Below are 19,005 nucleotides of genomic sequence, written 5' to 3' on the forward strand. Positions count from 1 at the left end.
CAATGCGCTTCAACCTCTCAGAATGGGCGTTGCGTAATCGCCAGATCGTGCTGTTCCTGATGCTTTTGCTCGCCGTTGTCGGCGCGTTGTCCTACACCAAACTCGGCCAGAGCGAAGACCCGCCGTTCACTTTCAAGGCGATGGTCATTCAGACCCGCTGGCCCGGTGCGACCGCGCAGGAAGTCTCGCGCCAGGTTACTGAACGGATCGAAAAGAAACTGATGGAAACCGGCGAGTACGAACGCATCATGTCGTTCTCCCGCCCCGGTGAATCCCAGGTGACCTTCATCGCCCGCGACTCGATGCACTCCAAGCAAATCCCCGATCTCTGGTATCAGTTGCGCAAGAAGGTCGGCGATATCCGCCAGACCTTGCCGCCGGGAATTCAGGGGCCGTTCTTCAACGATGAGTTCGGCACCACCTTCGGCAATATCTATGCGTTGACCGGTGACGGTTTCGACTACGCCGTGCTCAAGGATTACGCCGACCGCATCCAGATTCAACTGCAACGGGTCAAGGACGTTGGCAAGGTCGAACTGCTTGGGTTGCAGGACGAGAAAATCTGGGTCGAGCTGTCCAACGTCAAACTCGCCACCCTTGGCTTGCCGCTGGCGGCGGTGCAGCAGGCACTGGAGGAACAGAATGCGGTGTCCACTGCGGGGTTCTTCGAAACCGGCAGCGAGCGCTTGCAGCTACGCGTCTCGGGGAATTTTCAGACAGTCGATGAGATAAAGAACTTTCCGATCCGCGTCGCCGATCGTACGTTCCGTATCTCCGATATCGCCGATGTGCGTCGCGGTTTCAGCGACCCACCGGCGCCGCGCATGCGTTTCATGGGCGACGATGCGATCGGTCTGGCCGTGGCGATGAAGGACGGCGGCGACATTCTGGTGCTGGGCAAGGCGCTGGAGGGCGAGTTCTCGCGGATCCAGAAAAACCTTCCGGCCGGCATGCAGTTGCGCAAGGTGTCCGATCAGCCGGCAGCGGTAAAAACCGGCGTCGGCGAGTTCGTTCAGGTGCTGGTCGAGGCACTGGCGATCGTCTTGCTGGTGAGCTTCTTCTCTCTCGGTGTACGCACCGGCATGGTCGTCGCGCTGACCATTCCGCTGGTGCTGGCGATGACCTTCGCTTGCATGTATTACCTCGGCATCGGTCTGCACAAGATTTCCCTCGGTGCGCTGGTGCTGGCGCTGGGCTTGTTGGTGGATGACGCGATCATTGCTGTGGAAATGATGGCGATCAAAATGGAGCAGGGTTTCGACCGCATTCGCGCGGCGAGTTATGCCTGGACCAGCACCGCATTCCCGATGCTCACCGGCACGTTGATCACCGCCGCCGGCTTCCTGCCGATTGCCACTGCGCAGTCCGGCACCGGCGAATACACCCGTTCGATTTTCCAGGTGGTGACCATTGCCTTGCTCGCCTCATGGGTCGCGGCGGTCATGTTCGTGCCGTATCTGGGGGAAAAACTCCTGCCGGATCTGGCGAAAATTCATGCGGCGAAACACGGTACTGGCGATGGTCAGCCTGATCCGTATGCTACGCCGTTTTATCAGCGCGTCCGGCGTCTGGTGGAGTGGTGCGTGGCCCATCGCAAGACGGTGATCGTGCTCACCGTGGGCCTGTTTATCGCCTCGGTAATGTTGTTCCGTTTCGTCCCGCAGCAGTTCTTCCCGGCTTCGAACCGGCTGGAGTTGATGGTCGATCTGAAACTGGCCGAAGGTGTTTCGCTGGCCAATACCACCAGCGAAGTCAAACGCCTCGAAGCGCTGCTCAAGGAGCACGCCGGCATCGACAATTACGTGGCCTACGTCGGCACCGGTTCGCCACGCTTCTACCTGCCGCTGGATCAGCAACTGCCGGCGGCGAGTTTTGCCCAGTTCGTGGTGTTGGCAAAAACCATTGAAGAGCGTGAAGCGCTGCGCAGCTGGTTGATCGAAACCCTCAACGAACAGTTCCCGGCCCTGCGTTCGCGGGTCACCCGTTTGGAAAACGGCCCGCCGGTTGGCTATCCGGTGCAGTTCCGCGTCACTGGCGAGCACATCGAAGAAGTCCGTGCGTTGGCGCGCAAAGTGGCGGCAAAGGTTCGCGAGAATCCGCATGTGGTCAACGTGCATCTGGACTGGGAGGAGCCGAGCAAAGTCGTCTACCTGAACATCGACCAGGATCGCGCCCGCGCCCTCGGCGTAAGCACGGCCAATCTGGCGAAATTCCTGCAGAGTTCGCTGGTCGGCTCGACGGTCAGCCAGTATCGCGAAGACAACGAATTGATCGAGATTCTGCTGCGCGGCACCGTGCACGAGCGCACTGAATTGTCGTTGTTGCCGAGCCTGGCGGTGCCGACGGATAACGGTCGCAGTGTGGCGTTGTCGCAGATTGCCACGCTGGAATACGGGTTTGAGGAAGGCATCATCTGGCACCGCAATCGGCTGCCGAACGTGACCGTGCGCGCCGACATTTATGGCAAGGAGCAGCCGGCGACGCTGGTCAAGCAGATCATGCCGACGCTGGACCCGATTCGCGCCGAATTGCCCGATGGTTATCTGCTGGATGTCGGCGGCACTGTGGAGGATTCCGAGCGCGGGCAGAAGTCGGTGAATGCCGGGGTGCCGATGTTCATTGTCGTGGTGCTGACCTTGCTGATGGTGCAGTTGCGCAGTTTCTCGCGCACGGCGATGGTGTTTCTCACCGCGCCACTGGGCCTGATCGGGGTGACGTTGTTTCTCATGGTGTTCAGGCAACCGTTCGGGTTTGTGGCGATGCTCGGGACCATCGCGTTGTCCGGGATGATCATGCGCAATTCGGTGATTCTGGTGGATCAGATCGAGCAGGATATTGCTTCGGGGCTCAAGCCCTGGCAGGCGATTATCGAGGCTACGGTTCGGCGCTTCAGGCCGATTGTGTTGACGGCGCTGGCGGCGGTGCTGGCGATGATTCCGCTGTCGCGCAGTGTGTTTTTCGGGCCGATGGCGGTGGCGATCATGGGCGGGCTGATTGTGGCCACGGCGCTGACGCTGTTGTTTTTGCCGGCGTTGTATGCGGCCTGGTTTCGGGTGCGTAAGGAGGCTTGAGGTTTTTGTGTCGTGGCGGCCTTCGGGCCGACCATGATTTGGGGGTTTTGGGTGTATATCCGTTGCTGCGGTAACGGCTGCTTAGGGTTCCGCCCTTACGGCGGGTCACCTTTTTCAAACGCCAAAAAGGTAACCCAAAAGGCTTGCTCCTGCGTTCGGCCCTCGCAGGCTCGGGTTCCTTCGCTGCGGGATCGATCCGGGCGCAGCGGCTCCGGTTTGCTTCGCTGCACCTCCTTCCGCTGTGTTCGACTGCGTCGAACGGTCGCTGCGCTCCCACGCCCGGATCAATCCCTCCACTCAGCCTTCCGACGTCGCCGGTGGATCAAGATCAAGAGCACTCCAGCTTGCGCTCATTGTTGAGTGGGGCGGCTTCGCCGCGGGCAGCTGCGCTGCTTTGCTTTTGTGGGAGCGAGCCTGCTCGCGAAGGCGGTCTGACAGCCAATTCATTTCGAATCGCCAATTCACGCTGCCTTCCTACAGCTTTTTCAGAGTCCTCCGATCTTGAGGCGCTGGCCGTCCAATGCTGTACTCCGGGTTCTGCTTTTCCGAGTCCTTGAGTCTGTCTGATGAAGAAACCACCGACATTAGCTGGCAGAACGGATCCTGCTTTCGACCTGTTGGCCCGCTCTCCCCACAAGCAACGACTTGCGGATTATCTGGCGCTGCTCAAGCCGCTCGATGATCAGGGGCGCTATCTGCCATTCGAGGCGTTGCGCTATCGCTGGGCGGCTGGGTTGGACGCGAATCTTTGTTGGGCGTTGGTGAAGAAGGCGCGGGCGGCCCATTACATTCATTTGTTGCCGTTGGGCGAGCCGGTGCAGTGGGGCAAATACGTGCCAACGCCGTCGGCGCAGAAAACCTTGGCTGTGGTGGATCGTTACGCCAGTACGGCCGCGCTGGATTACATGACCAGTCAGATCGGCGAGCGGGCGCATTTCTCCTGTCTGCTCAATGACCTGATCGAAGACGAAGCCATCGCCAGTAGCCAGTTGGAGGGCGCGGCGACCACTACTCGTGTTGCCAAGGACATGCTCAAGCATCAGCGCCAGCCGCGGACGCCGGATGAGCGCATGGTAATGGGTAATTATCGAATGATGAATTTCGCTTGGGAAAAGCGTTATGAACCTCTGAGCATTGAGCTGATTGCAGAGATCCATCGAGTGGGTGTGGAGGGGATCGATGGCGAGCAGTATTCCCCAGGATTGTTCCGGACCAATGATGAGGTGGTTGTTCAGGATGGTTCAGGCAACACCGTGCACCGACCACCTCCTGCTGCAGGATTGGTTGCGCGGTTGGCGAGGCTGTCCGCCTGGATCAACCGGCCCGCTGCCTCGATTCTGGACAAAAATTATCTGCATCCACTGATCAAGGCCGTGACGCTGCATTTCGCCATGGGTTATGAACATCCATTTCGCGACGGTAACGGACGGGTCGCGAGAGCCTTGTTTTACTGGTTCATGTTCAAACATGAGTTCGCGGCGTTTCGCTACATTGCGATCAGTCTGCTGCTGCGCAATGCACCGGTGAAATACGGACGCTCCTACCTGCACACCGAGGCAGATGAGCTGGATCTGACTTATTTCATCGAGTTTCAATGCGCGGTGATTTTGCGAGCCGTGGTCGGTTTTATAACTGTGTACCGCAAGAGTCTGGCAGACACTCAGGACTTTGAGCGCTGGCTGACGAGCTCTGGCGTAATTGCTCAACTGACGGAACGGCAGCGCGCGGTTTATCAGGTGGCTAAAAGCGGGGAGGCGAAGGAGTTTACGGCGAGCAATGTCGCGGAAAATTTTTCCTGCTCGGGTAGCGAGGCGGCGTCGATTCTGGAAGAGCTGGACCAATTGCAGCTTTTTGAGAGAAGGAAAATGGGGCGGGAGTGGGTGTTTTTTTTACGTAGTTCTTTACGTGGAGGCAAGCATGGGAGCGAATTGAATCGCCCCCATGTTGTAACGACTTAAAGCGTACCAAACACCTTCTTCGCCAGACTCGTCGCCGCAGCGGCCGGGTTCTGGCGGATGGTTTCTTCCTGTTTGCCGATCATCTCGAACAGGCCATTCAGCGCTTGCTCGGTGACGTAGTTTTCAACGTTGGCGCTCTTCGCATCGACAACGCCAAACGCAGCAGCCTGACCGGCGAACGAGTTGTACTTCTGCGCGACGCCGACCTTGTCGGTGGCTTGCTTGACGATGGGCAGGAATTTCGCGCGGATCTGTTCGCGGCTGGATTTGTTCAGGTATTGGGTGGCCGAATCATTGCCGCCGCTGAGGATGCCTTTGGCGTCGGCCACGCTCATTTTCTTCACTGCATCGACGAGGATTGGCTGGGCCTGGGTCACGGCGGATTCGGCGGCTTTGTTCATCGCGTTTTCCAGTTCTTCGACCTGGGCACCCATGCCGAAGGCTTTCATCTTGCTCGCGGCTTTGCCGAGTTTGCCCGGCAGTTCGATTTTCACTTCGGGGTTGTTGCTGAAGCCGCCCGGGGTGCCGAGTTGTTTCACGGCGATCTGGGCGCCTTGGGTCAGGGCGTCCTTGAGGCCGCCGGTGGCGTCTTGCTGGGACAGGTCGCTGAGCGACAGGGCAAGAGCGTTGGCGGAGATCAGCAAGCCGGCGCAGGCGGCGGCGAAGCGAAGGGTAGGGCGGCGCATGGCGTCTTCCTTTGGCGAGTGGATTAACGAACGGCGTCGACGCGGATTTTCAGCGGCTGCGGGTCGTTGCCGTCGAGTTGCACGGCGTGGTTTTCGGTGGTGATGAACATCAGCTCGCCGTTGACTTCAATGCGTGCGCTGATCGAATAACGATGGCCGGGTTTGACCTGCGCCGGATCGTAGCTCAAATGAAACGGCAGCGGCACCTGGCCTTTGATCGGGCCTTTCTGTTGGTCGAGGACGACGGCTGGTGCATCGGCCAGCGACACGTCTTGCAGGCTCACGCTCAGGGTCGCGCTCGGGGGCAGGGCGATGCGTTGCAGGTAGAAGACTTCGCCGTCGAGGCTGGCCTTGCCGGCGGGTGTGGTTGATTGGCAGGCGCTGAGCAGGGTGGCAGCGGCGAGGGTCAACAGTTTTTTCATGGGTGAATCTCCTTTCAATGTGGGAGCGAGCCTGCTCGCGAAAGCGCTGGATCAGTCAAAATAAATGGCGACTGACACTCCGTCTTCGCGAGAAGGCTCGCTCCCACAGGTCTAAGGCTTCAAGCCTCAGGCTGTGGCGTGATCTGATCCGCCGCATCTTCACTGCGGTGCAGCGCGACCTGGCGGATCGACAGGCGAATCTCCGCCGGCAACACGCGCTTGGCCGCGCCTTCGGCCAGCTCGCCGAGCAGTTCGTGGTAGCTGAGCTTGCCGGCTTCGTCGCGGCGCAGGACGTCGAGGTCGAGCAGGGTCTGGATGAAGTGGCGGAACAGACTCTTGTCGAAGAACTCCGGCGCATTCAGGCCATGGAGGATCGACAGACGCTGGGCCATCACTGTGCAGAGGTCTTCCAGCTCTTCGGCGCTGATGCTGTTCTGGCCGCTGTTGAGCAGCAAAGATACGGTCATGTAGAACCGCTGCAGGGTCTGCGCGATGCTTTTCGACAGCAGCGTCAGCAGCACGAAATGCCGCGAACTCGGTGCCGGGCGCAGGTACAGGTCTTTTTCGAACCGCAACAAACCCTGCTCGACGAACGCTTCCAGCCACTGATCGATCACCGCGTCGAGTTCCTCCAGGCTCCAGCGGATGAACAACTCCGATTGCAGGTACGGATACAGCGCGCGGGTGTAGCGCAGGATCTGCTCGCGGCTCATGCGCGAGGTGCTCTGGAAGAAACTCGCGAGCAACGAGGGCAGGGCGAAGATGTGCAGGACGTTGTTGCGGTAGTAAGTCATCAGGACCGCGTTCTGCTCGTCCAGATACAGAATCTTGCCCAGCGCATCGTTCTGCTCGGCGAGCAGATCCATGTCTTTCACATGCTCAATCAGCGCACGGCCATCGCCTTCCGGCAAGGTGGTGTGTGGCGAATACGGGACCTTGCGCAGCAGCGCCAGATACAGGTCCAGCACCCGCGCCATGGCCCGATCATCCAGGGCCAGGCGCGTGGTCGACAGCAGTGCCAGCGCTACCAGATTGACCGGGTTGATCGCCGCCGCTTCATTGAGATGTCGGGCGACTTTCTCGCCGAGGCGGTTGGTGGTTTCGTTGAGCCACGCCGGTTTGAATTGCGGGCCGAGTTCCTGCTGGCGCCAGTCCGGTTGCTCGGCGTCGAGAAATTCCGCCAGTTTGATCGGCTCGCCGAAGTTGACCGCGACCTGACCGAAGCGCTGCTTGAGCGCGCCGATCACTTTGAAGATATCGAAGATCGACTCTTTCTTTTTGCTCGCGCCGCGCAGCTCACCGAGGTAGGTGCGGCCTTCGAGCACGCGCTCGTATCCGATGTACACCGGCACGAACACGATCGGCATCCGCGACGAACGCAGGAAACTGCGCAGGGTGATCGCGAGCATGCCGGTTTTCGGTTGCAGCATGCGCCCGGTGCGCGAGCGCCCGCCCTCGACGAAATACTCCACCGGGAAACCTTTGGTGAACAGCGTGTGCAGGTATTCATTGAACACCGAGGTGTACATCGGATTACCCTTGAACGTGCGGCGCATGAAAAACGCGCCGCCACGGCGCAGCAGGCTGCCGATCACCGGCATGTTCAGGTTGATCCCGGCGGCGATGTGCGGTGGGGTCAGGCCGTTGCGGAACAGCAGATAGGAAAGCAGCAGGTAATCGATGTGGCTGCGATGGCACGGCACGTAAATCACTTCGTGACCCTGCGCGACGTTCTGCACACCTTCGATGTGATTGACCTTGATGCCGTCGTAGATCTTGTTCCAGAACCAGCTCAGCACCACTTCGAGAAAACGGATCGCGGTGTAGGTGTAGTCCGAAGCAATCTCGTTGCCGTAGCGCAGGGCCTGGGCCTTGGCCTTTTCCGGCGAGATTTTTTCGCGCTCGGCTTCGTCGAGGATCGCCTGTTTGACCAGCGGCTGATTGAGCAGGCCTTTGACCAGATTGCGCCGGTGGGAAATGTCCGGGCCGATCACCGCCGCTTTGAGGTTGCGGAAGTGCACGCGCAGGATGCGCTGGGCCATGCGCACGGTGCGCTCGTGGCCCTTGTTGTGATCGATCAGTTCGCGCAGGTGGATCGGCGCGGAAAATTGCACGCGGGTTTTACGCCCGAGGACGATGATGCTCAGCAGCCGGCGCAGACGGCCGGTGACTGCCCAGCTGTCGGCGAACAACAGTTTCCACGGACTGTTTTCGCTGTCTGGCGACTGGCCCCAGAACACGCTGACCGGAATGATCTGCGCGTCTTCGGCAGCATTCTGTGTCAGCGCGCTGACCAGGCGGGTGAGAGTCGGCGGCGCGCCGCGCTTGTCCTGGCGCCCGAGCCAGTCCGGGTCCGGTGTCAGATAAAAAAACGCCGCAGGTTCGATCAGCGTACCGACCGACACCGCCAGCACCGGGCGTGGCAGACCGGCCTTGGTGCACTCGGTGTCAACCACCGCCAGATCGGTCAGCGAAGGGTTTTGCAGGACGTAGAACACCGGACGACTGCGGTCGAGGTTAAGAGTGAACGACGACTGATTGATGGTCTCGGAGCGAACCCAGAGATACAACAGGCGGCGCAGGGTGCCAAACACAAGACGGCGGAACGGGGAACGGGTCATACGGCTTCTGCGTGAGTGAATAAAACCGAGCAGGCGCTCGGGGCGGACAGTTTGCCGTATTAGGCGAAAATCGGCAAAAAAGCGCCGAAGTAATCTCCTGTTGAGAGTTTCTTCACCTGTCATATACTCGGCGCTCTGTTGCCGGTGCCCTGTCATGGACGTCGGACGCAGGCTGACGTTCCTCTAAGGCTTTCCTGCGAAAAGCCCGTTCAATAATAAAAAAGGAGTATGAACAGATGGCAACACGCGAAACCGGCAACGTGAAGTGGTTCAACGACGCCAAAGGCTACGGCTTTATCCAGCGCGACGACGGCGTGGACGTGTTCGTGCACTACCGCGCGATACGCGGCGAAGGGCACCGCTCGCTGACCGAAGGTCAACAGGTCGAGTACGCGGTGATCACCGGCGAGAAGGGGTTGCAGGCTGAGGATGTTGTAGGTCTGTAACACAAACCTCCAGAACGCCAAAACCACTGTGGGAGCGAGCCTGCTCGCGAATGCGGTGTATCAGTCACCATTCATATCGACTGACACTGCGCATTCGCGAGCAGGCTCGCTCCCACATGGGCTCTACGTTGCCCTGATTACACGGTCTTCCAGGTGATCTCTTCTTCTCCGTCTTCGCTGATGCGAATCCAGCGATCGGCGGTTTCTTCACCTTCTTCTTCGACCCACGTCCCCGGTGCACAACGCACTTCGACGTTCAGTGCGGCAAAGGCTGCGCGGGCGCAGGCGATGTCGTCGTCCCAAGGGGTCTGGTCGCTTTCCAGGAACAGGCTGTTCCACTTGCCCACGGCTTTCGGCAGCCAGGTCACCGGCACGTTGCCGGCCTTGCACTTGTACGTCTGGCCTTTCTGCACCCAGTCGCTGCACGGGCCAAGCGCTTGGCCGAGCCAGGCGGCGATGGCCTTGTGGTCGACGTCGGCGTCTTTCAGGTAAATCTCGATGTCCGGTTGGCGCATGGATGTCCTCACTGCGGGTCTGAAAAATCCATTCGCGGATTTAGCCGGCCCCGGGCCTGTGCCCGAGACCAAAAGTTATTGAAGAACGAAATAATCGTAGCGCATCGACACGGTGGTCTCGAACGGCTCGGCCTGTTCGATCACCGCCGCACGACGCTCGGCACTGGCACGCCAGCCGTGAGGCGTCATCGCCAACAGGTTGGCGCGGTCCTCGGGCTTGTCCAGGGTCAGCTTGAATTCCAGGGTTTCGCTGTGCGCCAGCGCCATGCCTTCCGGCACCAGGGCCATGTGCTTGTCGTCGGTGTACTCGCGCACTTCGTCGTACAGGCGTTCGCGCAATTCCATCAGATGGCCGCTGGTCGGGCCGACTTTCATCAGACCGCCGCCAACACTGAGCAGACGCTTGGCTTCCTCCCAATCCAGCGGACTGAAGACGCTGGCGAGAAACTGGCAACTGCCTGAAGCCAATGGCACGCGGGCCATGCTGGCAATCAACCAGGTAATTGCCGGGTTGCGCTTGCAGGCGCGTTTGACCGCTTCGCGGGAGATGTCCAGCGCGTAGCCATCAGCGTTCGGCAAAGCTTCGGCGATTTGCGCGGTGTAGTAACCCTCGCCACAACCGATGTCGACCCAGCGCTCCGGCGCGTAAGTCGCCGCCAATTCAGCCAGACGCTTGGCCACCGGCGCGTAATGCCCGGCGTTGAGGAAATCACGCCGCGCCTCGACCATGGCCTGATTGTCGCCGGGGTCGCGGCTGTTCTTGTGCTGCACCGGCAACAGGTTCAGATAACCCTGACGCGCACGGTCAAACCGATGCCCGGCGGGGCAGACCACGCCGTTGTCGACCGCGTTGAGCGGTTCATTGCAGATCGGGCACGCGAGCATCAGGCGAGCAACTTGATCAGGGTCTGGTAATAGATTTCCGTCAGCACATCGAGATCCGCCGCCAGCACGCGCTCGTTGACCTGGTGAATGGTCGCGTTGACCGGGCCAAGTTCAACCACTTGTGTGCCCATGGTCGCGATGAAACGGCCATCGGAGGTGCCGCCGCTGGTCGACGCCTTGGTCTCGCGACCGGTGATGTCCTTGATGCTCGACGATACCGCATCGAGCAGCGCGCCCGGTTCGGTAAGGAACGGCAGGCCGGACAGTGCCCAGTCGATGTGCCAGTCCAGACCATGCTTGTCGAGAATATCGGCCACACGCTTCTGCAGGCCTTCTACGGTCGATTCGGTGGAGAAACGGAAGTTGAACACCGCCACCAGATCACCCGGGATCACGTTGGTCGCGCCGGTGCCGGAATTGAGGTTGGAAATCTGGAAACTGGTCGGCGGGAAGAAATCGTTGCCGTGGTCCCAGTGCTCGGCGGCCAGCTCTGCCAGCGCCGGAGCGGCGAGGTGGATAGGGTTCTTCGCCAGATGCGGGTAGGCCACGTGGCCCTGCACGCCTTTGACCGTCAGCTTGGCGCCGAGGGAACCGCGACGACCGTTTTTCACCACATCGCCGACCAGGGTGGTGCTCGACGGCTCGCCAACGATGCACCAGTCCAGACGCTCGTTGCGCGCGACCAGACGTTCGACCACAGCCTTGGTGCCGTGATGCGCCGGGCCTTCTTCGTCGCTGGTGATCAGGAAAGCGACCTTGCCCTTGTGATTCGGATAGTCGGCGACGAAGCGTTCAGCGGCGACGGTCATCGATGCCAGGCTGCCTTTCATGTCTGCCGCGCCACGACCGCAAAGCATGCCATGTTCGTCGATCACGGCATTGAACGGATCGATCTGCCATGCGGTAACCGGACCGGTCGGCACCACGTCGGTGTGACCGGCGAAGCACAGCACCGGGCCGTCGTTGTTGCCGTGAGTGGCCCAGAAGTTATCCACATCTTCGATGCGCATCGGCTCCAGGGCGAAACCGGCATTGCCCAGGCGCTGCATCATCTGCTTCTGGCAGTCGGCATCGACCGGGGTCACGGAAGGACGGCGGATCAGGTCGATGGCCAGTTGAAGGGTCGGCGATAGGTCGGCGTGGGCCGTCATGGAAAACTCCGGGATCATGGGGTGTGAGCTTGGGCTTCTAATGTGGGAGCGAGCCTGCTCGCGAAAGCGGTCTACCAGGCACCTTAAAGGTTGAATGTTACAACGCCTTCGCGAGCAGGCTCGCTCCCACAAGGGACAGGGGTGGTCAGTCAGACCGGTTATCACGCCAAGCCCCGCAAAATGGCGGTTATCTTAAAGCAAAACGGCGACCATTGGCCGCCGTTTAGTGCTGCGTTGCGGATTTAGACGACCGGTGCCGGCTCAGCCTTGGCCACAGGTTTGGGCAGCGACGACAGGAACGCCATGATCAGCGCCGCCAGATACGGCAGCGACTGCACCAGCAACATGGTTACCCAGAAGCGCATGTCATTGCTCGGAATGCCCTGCACCAGGAAAATCCCCAGCGCCGCACCCCACAGCAACAGCATGATGAACAGCTCCTCGCGAGCCTCGCTGATCGCCACCCAGAAACCGTGGTTGTCAGCGTTTTTCGGCGTGCGGAAAAACGGAATGCTGCTGGTGAAGAAACCGTACAGCACCGCCTTGGCGATGGTGTGCGACAACGCCAGCCCGGCCAGTGCCGCGCAGAACGCATCCTTCAGATTCACGCCGACGGCGCGGCGGTAGAGGAAGATGATCTTGCCGACCTTGAACACGAACAGCGCCAGCGGCGGGATTGCGAAAATCAGCAACGGTGGATCGACCCGTTGCGGCACGATGATCATCGCCGCCGACCACAACAGCGCGCCAACGGTGAAGAAGATGTTCATGCCATCGGCAACCCACGGCAGCCAACCGGCGAGGAAGTGATAACGCTGACCGCGAGTCAGTTCGGTGTCCTTGCCGCGCAGCAGGCTGCGGGTGTGGCGCTTGATGATCTGGATCGCGCCATAGGCCCAGCGGAAACGCTGTTTCTTGAAGTCGATGAAGGTATCCGGCATCAGGCCCTTGCCGTAGCTGTCGTGGTAATACGCCGCCGACAGGCCTTTCTCGAATACGCGCAGGCCGAGTTCGGCGTCTTCACAGATGCACCAGTCAGCCCAGCCCAATTCTTCCAGCACCGAGCGGCGGGTCATGGTCATGGTGCCGTGCTGAATGATCGCGTCACGGTCGTTGCGGGTGACCATGCCGATATGGAAGAAGCCTTTGTATTCGGCGTAGCAGAGCTTTTTGAAGGTGCTTTCGTTCTGGTCGCGATAATCCTGCGGCGACTGCACCACGGCGATTTTCGGGTCGGCGAAGTGCGGCACCATGTGCTTGAGCCAGTTCGGGTGCACGCAGTAATCGGAGTCGATCACGGCAATGACTTCGGCGTCCTTGGCGGTGTGCGGGATCAGATAATTCAGCGCGCCGCCCTTGAAACCGGCCAGCGGCGAAACGTGGAAGAACTTGAAGCGCGGGCCGAGGGTTGCGCAGTAATCGCGCACCGGTTCCCACACCGCCGGATCCTTGGTGTTGTTGTCGATGATCAGGACTTCGAAATCCGGATAGTCGAGCGCGGCCAGGGCATCGAGGGTCTGTTTGACCATCTCTGGCGGCTCGTTGTAGCACGGCACGTGGATCGACACTTTCGGCCGGTAGTCGGAATCGCCCAGCACCGGCAGGAATTCCCGACGGCGCTTGTGAATCCACACCGCTTCGGCCAGTTCATGGGCCTCGGTGAGCAGGACGATGAATACCCCGAGCGCACCGAGCGCCAGGAGGAATCCGACCGTGAGGCTGAACCACGTGCTGTATTGCTGGCTGTAGTCGTAACCGATGTACACCAGCACCGAACCGCAGAGGAACGCGATAAACGTCAGGAACGTGCGACCGCGCTGGCGCAGGGCCGAGCCGTCGATCATCAGCAGGGTCAGCGACAGCAGCGCCAGCACCACTGAGCCGATCGCCAGTACGCGCCATTGTGGAATCGCCACCACCGGGCCTTCGAAATTGAATTTCTGCTGACGCGCGGCGTTGAACACGCCCCAGTAGGCGCCGACCGAACCTTCGTCGCTGGCCTTCCACGGTTGGTCAAACGCTTCGATCACGAAGTAGTTGAAGCCTTGGCGATTGAGCTTGTTGACCAGCGTGCGCAGATAAATTGCCTGATCTGCCGGCGATGCATCGGCGCCACCGCGCATGCGACCGTTGCTCGGCCAGCCTACCTCGGACAGCAGCAGCGGTTTTTTCGGAAAGAGTTTTTTCAGATCGCGGGCGCGGTCGAAGACGAACTGGCCGGCCTTGTCCACCGGAATGAATTCCCAGTAGGGCAAGACGTGGGCGGCGATCAAATCCACGTGCTTGGCCAGTTGCGGGTATTTCTCCCAGATGTGCCATTGCTCGGAAGTAGTCACCGGTACTTTGACGGCAGCGCGCACCCGATCCAGCAGAACGATCAAGGCCTCAGGTGTGATTTCTTCACGAAACAGCGCTTCGTTGCCGACCACCACGCGCACGACGCTGCGCGAGGTGTTGGCCAGTTCGATGGCTTTGGTGATTTCCCGTTCGTTGCGTTCCTGGTCCGGGCTGATCCAGATGCCGAGGGTGACACGCAGGCCGAATTCCTCCGCCAGTTTCGGGATGTCTCCCAGCGAACCGTCGACCGAATAGATACGAATGTTGTCGGTCAGCTTGCTCATGATTTCCAGGTCACGGCGCATTTCATCGTCAGACGGATACTGATCCTTCTGTGGGAATTGGCCTTGCTGGAATGGCGAATACGAGAAGCCGGAGATTTGCTGCGGCCAGTTCGGCGCCGTGACCGGGCGATTGACCAGCGCCCAGAAACCGGTGAACAAGGCAGCGATGGCCAGCACCACCACCAGGTTGAGTCCAAATTTACGCGATGACATAGCTGTTTCGGGTTCCAAAGGCTGTGGAACGAAGGATCGGTCGGATAGACGCCCGAGGGGCGCGCATCCTACACCGGCGGTTAACCAGTCGTACAACTGACGGGAAAATGCCTGACATTGGGCAGCCGTCTCTGACTTAAGTTCTTACACTTGTCGCTTGCAGCTTAAAACTTGTCGCTGCGTAGCCCTATAATGCGCGCCGGTTTTTGGGGTAATGGTCATGAGTACAGAAGATCCGCGGTTTGCAGGCATCGCCCGGTTGTATGGCATCGAGGGCCTGGAACGCTTGCGCGCCGCCCATGTGGCGATCGTCGGCGTTGGTGGCGTCGGTTCCTGGGCGGCGGAAGCGATGGCCCGTTGCGGGGTGGGCGAGATCTCGCTGTTCGACCTTGATGACGTCTGCGTCAGTAATGCCAACCGTCAGTTGCACGCCTTGGACAGCACTGTCGGCAAACCCAAGGTCGAGGTGATGGCCGAGCGCCTGCGCGGGATCAACCCCGATTGCACGGTGCACGCCGTGGCCGATTTCGTCACCCGCGACACCATGGCCGAATACATCACGCCGAACATCGACTGCGTGATCGACTGCATCGATGCGGTGAACGCCAAAGCGGCGCTGATCGCCTGGTGCAAACGCCGCAAGATCCAGATCATTACCACCGGCGGCGCGGGCGGGCAGATCGACCCGACGCTGATTCAGGTTTGCGACTTGAACCGCACCTTCAACGATCCGCTGGCCTCGAAAGTCCGTTCGACGTTGCGCCGGGACTACGGCTTCTCCCGCACCGTGACCCGTCACTACAGCGTGCCGTGCGTATTTTCCACCGAACAGCTGCGCTACCCGAAACCGGATGGCAGCATTTGTCTGCAGAAAAGTTTTGTCGGCGACGGCGTGAAGCTCGACTGCGCCGGCGGGTTTGGCGCGGTGATGATGGTTACCGCGACATTTGGCATGGTCGCGGCGACCAAGGCTGTGGACAAGATTGTCGCTGGTGTTCGGCGCCCGGCGGACCGGGTCAAGCCTCAAGCCTGAAGGTATTAATGAGGGCCTCTTCGCGAGCAGGCTCGCTCCCACAGGAAATGCATTTCCACTGTGGGAGCGAGCCTGCTCGCGAAGGCGATTAGCGCGCCAACTCATTCATCCGCTGGAGCACCGCATTCAGGCCATTGCTGCGCGAAGGCGACAACTGCCGCGACAGTCCCAGCTGATTGAACCACTCCGGCAAATCCACCTGCTGCAACTCCACCGCCGACAAGCCATTGACCCGCAACAGCAGCAACGCCACCAACCCGCGAATCATCCGCGCATCGCTGCTCGCCTTGAACTGCCAGTGCCCGTCGCGCAAATCCCCGACCAGCCACACCTGACTTTCACAGCCGTGCACCCGATTGGCCTCGCACTTTTGCGCGTCATCCAGCGCCGGCAGACGATCACCAAACTGCATCAGCAGTCGCGCGCGCTGTTCCCAGCCCGCCGCATTGTGAAACGTCTGCAGGGCTTCGGCCGCTTCCACCGGCAGGCTCATCGCAACAACTCCAGCGCCTGATCCAGCGCCTCGAAAAAGCGCTCCAGATCTTCCGAGTCGTTATACAGCGCCAGCGACACGCGAATCGCGCCAGCCAGTTCGAAGCTTTTCATCAGCGGCATGGCGCAGTGATGCCCCGCGCGTACGGCAATGCCTTGTTCGGTGAGCAGATGCGCCAGATCAGCGTTGTGCACGCCTTCGACGACAAAACTGGCCAGCGCCAGTTGCGGCTTGCCGAGCAAGTGAATGCCATTGCGGGCGGCGAGGCCGCGCAACAGATAGTCGTGCAGCGCCGCTTCATGGGCAGATACGGCGTCCTGATCCAAACCGGCCAAGTAGTCGAGGGTCGCTCCGAGGCCGATGACACTGGCGATTGGCGGTGTGCCCGCCTCGAACCCCAACGGCGCCGGGCGGAAGCGCGAATCCTGATAGTTGGCGTCCAGCACCATCTCGCCGCCGAACTGCCATGGCTGCAATTGCTCCAGCGCAGCGTTGCGTCCGAACAGCACGCCCAGTCCCTCAGGGCCGTAGAGTTTGTGGCTGGAAAACACATAGAAGTCGCAACCCAGCGCCTGCACATCATGCCGGCCGTGCACCACGCCTTGCGCGCCATCGACTACCGTCAGCGCGTTCTGCGCCTTGGCCATGCCGAGCAAAGCGGTCAGCGGTTGCCAGGCACCAAGGACGTTGGACAGCTGACTGACTGCCAGCAAGCGCGTGCGCGGGCCGATCAGATGCACGGCAGCGGCGAGGTCGATCAGGCCGTCGGCATCCAGCGGCAGGATCACCAGTTTCAGGTTGCGGCGTTGCGCCAGTTGCTGCCACGGCAACAGGTTGGCGTGATGCTCCAGAGCGCTGATGACAATCTCATCGCCCGGCTCGAACAAATGTTCAAGACCGTAAGCCAGCAGATTCAAGGCACTGGTGGCGCCGTGCGTGAAAATTATCTGCCCGCTGTCACCGGCATTCAGCCACTGGCCAACCTTGCGCCGGCTGTCTTCGAACGCTTGTGTCGCGTGAGCACCCGGAAGGTGTTGCGCACGATGCACATTGGCCGCGCCGTTGGCGTAGTAATGCGTCAGTGCGTCGAGCAGGGCCTGGGGTTTTTGCGTGGTGGCGGCGTTGTCCAGATAGGTCTGGTCTTGCCGTTGCAGCGCGGCGATGGCCGGGAAATCGGCGCGCCACGGGGAGGGGATCATCATGGGTTCAGCCCTGTGAAATTGGGCGGGGTGTACGCCAAACCTTGTGGGAGCGAGCCTGCTCGCGACAGCGTCCTTGAGGACGCCAGAAGCTTCGCGAGCAGGCTCGCTCCCACAGGAGGTCGATGTGCTGCTTAGTTGTGAGCGTGCAGCGCTTCGTTCAGTTCGATCGCCGATTTGTGGGTCTTGCATTCCACAGCACCGGTTTCCGAATTACGACGGAACAGCAGATCAGTCTGACCAGCCAGCTCGCGCGCCTTCACAACCTTGACCAGATTGTTGTTTTCGTCGAGCAGCGCAACCTTGGTGCCAGCGGTCACGTACAGGCCCGACTCCACAGTGTTGCGGTCGCCCAACGGAATACCGATACCGGCGTTGGCGCCGATCAGGCAGCCTTCACCGACCTTGATCACGATGTTGCCGCCGCCCGACAGGGTACCCATGGTCGAGCAACCGCCGCCCAGGTCCGAACCCTTGCCGACGAATACGCCAGCGGAAACGCGGCCTTCGATCATGCCCGGGCCTTCGGTGCCGGCGTTGAAGTTGATGAAACCTTCGTGCATGACGGTGGTGCCTTCGCCGACGTAGGCGCCCAGACGCAGACGTGCGGCATCAGCGATACGCACGCCGGCCGGTACCACGTAGTCGGTCATCTTCGGGAACTTGTCCACGGAGAACACTTCCAGCAGTTCGCCGCGCAGACGCGCTTCGAGTTGCATTTCCGCCAGTTCGCTCAGGTCGATCGCGCCCTGGCTGGTCCACGCCACGTTCGGCAGCAGCGGGAAGATACCGGCGAGGCTGACGCCGTGCGGCTTGACCAGACGGTGCGAGAGCAGATGCAGCTTGAGGTAGGCCTCAGGCGTGGAGGTCAGTTGCGCGTCTTCGGCCAGCAGCGTGGCAACCAACGGCTTGTGGCTTTCAGCCAGGCGAGTCAGCAGCTTGCCTTGCACAGCGTCGATGCCTTTGACGGCTTCAGCCAGTTGCGCGGCCTGGGCGGTGGTGAAGGTGATGGCCTGGTTGCCTTCGGTGTAACCGAGGATCGGCGCGACCGCTGCGACCAGTTCGGCCGAAGGATTGAGCAGTGGTTGTGCGTAGAACACTTCCAGCCATGCGCCTTGACGGTTCTGGGTGCCGACACCAAAGGCGATGCTGAACAGGGAATTGGACATGTGAATACCTCTACAAAGAGTGACGGGCTGCTTACTTCAGAGCGGCCGCGTAGATATCTGGCTTGAAGCCAATCAGGGTTCGGTCACCGAGATCGAGCACCGGGCGCTTGATCATCGAGGGTTGTGCGAGCATCAGTTCGATGGCTTTCGCTTGGTCGAGATCGGCTTTGCGTTCGTCGTCGAGTTTGCGAAAGGTCGTGCCGGCGCGGTTCAGCACGGTTTGCCAGCCGTGCTCGTCGCACCATTGGGTCAGGTGCTCACGGTCAATGCCGGCGGTCTTGTAATCGTGAAAGTCATAACTGACAGCGTGTTCATCGAGCCAGGTGCGCGCCTTTTTCATGGTGTCGCAGGCTTTGATGCCGAAAAGGTGCAACGTTTTACTTGAAACGGCCAAGGAATCGCCCCCTTTACAGGTGCTGGAAAAAAATGGTGACGGATTATGCCATGACCGGACGGTTTCGTCGGCCACGGTTGTCGTAACGCTGTAAAACCTGTGGGAGCGAGCCTGCTCGCGAAGAGGCC

Annotated in this window: 15 protein-coding genes; 4 read left to right on the forward strand and 11 right to left on the reverse strand. The window is 60.4% G+C overall.

The genetic code is table 11. The features are described 5' to 3' along the window. Positions 1–2: 2 nt before the first annotated feature. Positions 3–3,071, forward strand: a complete 3,069-nt coding sequence (locus NF676_RS05910) for an efflux RND transporter permease subunit (RefSeq protein ID WP_041478146.1) — start codon at positions 3–5, stop codon at positions 3,069–3,071. A 566-nt stretch (positions 3,072–3,637) separates the two neighbouring features. Continuing rightward, complete coding sequence (locus NF676_RS05915; RefSeq protein WP_252887389.1) at positions 3,638–5,029, forward strand: Fic family protein; 1,392 nt, start codon at positions 3,638–3,640, stop codon at positions 5,027–5,029. On the opposite strand, the gene NF676_RS05920 is transcribed toward NF676_RS05915, so the two are convergent. The 3 genes from NF676_RS05920 to plsB all read right to left on the reverse strand — a co-directional run bounded on the left by NF676_RS05920 (position 5,026) and on the right by plsB (position 8,758). Then, positions 5,026–5,715 (reverse strand): DUF4197 domain-containing protein, encoded by a 690-nt coding sequence (locus NF676_RS05920; protein WP_236168071.1) that lies wholly within the window; start codon positions 5,713–5,715, stop codon positions 5,026–5,028. The genes NF676_RS05915 and NF676_RS05920 overlap by 4 nt on opposite strands. 23 nt (positions 5,716–5,738) lie before the next feature. After that, positions 5,739–6,137, reverse strand: a complete 399-nt coding sequence (locus NF676_RS05925) for a YbaY family lipoprotein (RefSeq protein ID WP_056783186.1) — start codon at positions 6,135–6,137, stop codon at positions 5,739–5,741. A gap of 119 nt (positions 6,138–6,256) precedes the next feature. Continuing rightward, complete coding sequence (gene plsB / locus NF676_RS05930; protein WP_252887390.1) at positions 6,257–8,758, reverse strand: glycerol-3-phosphate 1-O-acyltransferase PlsB; 2,502 nt, start codon at positions 8,756–8,758, stop codon at positions 6,257–6,259. Between the two features lie 236 nt (positions 8,759–8,994). Here plsB and NF676_RS05935 point away from each other — a divergent pair, with 236 nt between their 5' ends. Continuing rightward, positions 8,995–9,204 (forward strand): cold-shock protein, encoded by a 210-nt coding sequence (locus NF676_RS05935; RefSeq protein ID WP_016771489.1) that lies wholly within the window; start codon positions 8,995–8,997, stop codon positions 9,202–9,204. Positions 9,205–9,341: 137 nt separating this feature from the next. Here the strand turns inward: NF676_RS05935 and NF676_RS05940 are convergent, their stop codons facing one another. The 4 genes from NF676_RS05940 to NF676_RS05955 form a co-directional block, all read right to left on the reverse strand. Then, the gene (locus NF676_RS05940; RefSeq protein WP_056783189.1) at positions 9,342–9,719 is read right to left on the reverse strand and encodes a hypothetical protein; all 378 of its coding nucleotides are present in this window, start codon (positions 9,717–9,719) and stop codon (positions 9,342–9,344) included. Positions 9,720–9,794: 75 nt separating this feature from the next. Then, entirely contained in the window at positions 9,795–10,604 is an 810-nt protein-coding gene (locus tag NF676_RS05945) for a putative RNA methyltransferase (RefSeq protein WP_252887391.1), read from the reverse strand. Continuing rightward, entirely contained in the window at positions 10,604–11,755 is a 1,152-nt protein-coding gene (dapE, locus tag NF676_RS05950; RefSeq protein WP_056783193.1) for a succinyl-diaminopimelate desuccinylase, read from the reverse strand. Before dapE ends, NF676_RS05945 begins: the two co-directional genes overlap by 1 nt. A 242-nt stretch (positions 11,756–11,997) precedes the next feature. Further along, complete coding sequence (locus tag NF676_RS05955; protein WP_056783195.1) at positions 11,998–14,589, reverse strand: glycosyltransferase; 2,592 nt, start codon at positions 14,587–14,589, stop codon at positions 11,998–12,000. 214 nt (positions 14,590–14,803) lie between these two features. On the opposite strand from NF676_RS05955, the gene tcdA reads away from it, so the two are divergent. After that, positions 14,804–15,622, forward strand: coding sequence for a tRNA cyclic N6-threonylcarbamoyladenosine(37) synthase TcdA (gene tcdA, locus NF676_RS05960; RefSeq protein ID WP_039762445.1), 819 nt, complete (start codon positions 14,804–14,806; stop codon positions 15,620–15,622). Positions 15,623–15,710: 88 nt separating this feature from the next. On the opposite strand, the gene NF676_RS05965 is transcribed toward tcdA, so the two are convergent. From NF676_RS05965 to NF676_RS05980, 4 genes are all read right to left on the reverse strand, one after another. Then, entirely contained in the window at positions 15,711–16,115 is a 405-nt protein-coding gene (locus tag NF676_RS05965) for a SufE family protein (protein ID WP_252877519.1), read from the reverse strand. Further along, complete coding sequence (locus NF676_RS05970; RefSeq protein WP_252887392.1) at positions 16,112–17,317, reverse strand: aminotransferase class V-fold PLP-dependent enzyme; 1,206 nt, start codon at positions 17,315–17,317, stop codon at positions 16,112–16,114. The genes NF676_RS05965 and NF676_RS05970 overlap by 4 nt, the downstream gene beginning before the upstream one ends. 131 nt (positions 17,318–17,448) lie before the next feature. Then, on the reverse strand, positions 17,449–18,483 hold the full coding sequence (gene dapD, locus NF676_RS05975) for a 2,3,4,5-tetrahydropyridine-2,6-dicarboxylate N-succinyltransferase (RefSeq protein WP_041478134.1): 1,035 nt from the start codon (positions 18,481–18,483) through the stop codon (positions 17,449–17,451). 31 nt (positions 18,484–18,514) lie between these two features. Further along, a complete protein-coding gene (locus tag NF676_RS05980; protein WP_050977860.1) occupies positions 18,515–18,823 on the reverse strand; it encodes an arsenate reductase in 309 nt (102 codons plus the stop codon). Between the last annotated feature and the right edge of the window lie 182 nt (positions 18,824–19,005).

It is taken from the genome of Pseudomonas siliginis (genome assembly GCF_024072275.1).
Lineage (GTDB): Bacteria > Pseudomonadota > Gammaproteobacteria > Pseudomonadales > Pseudomonadaceae > Aquipseudomonas > Aquipseudomonas siliginis.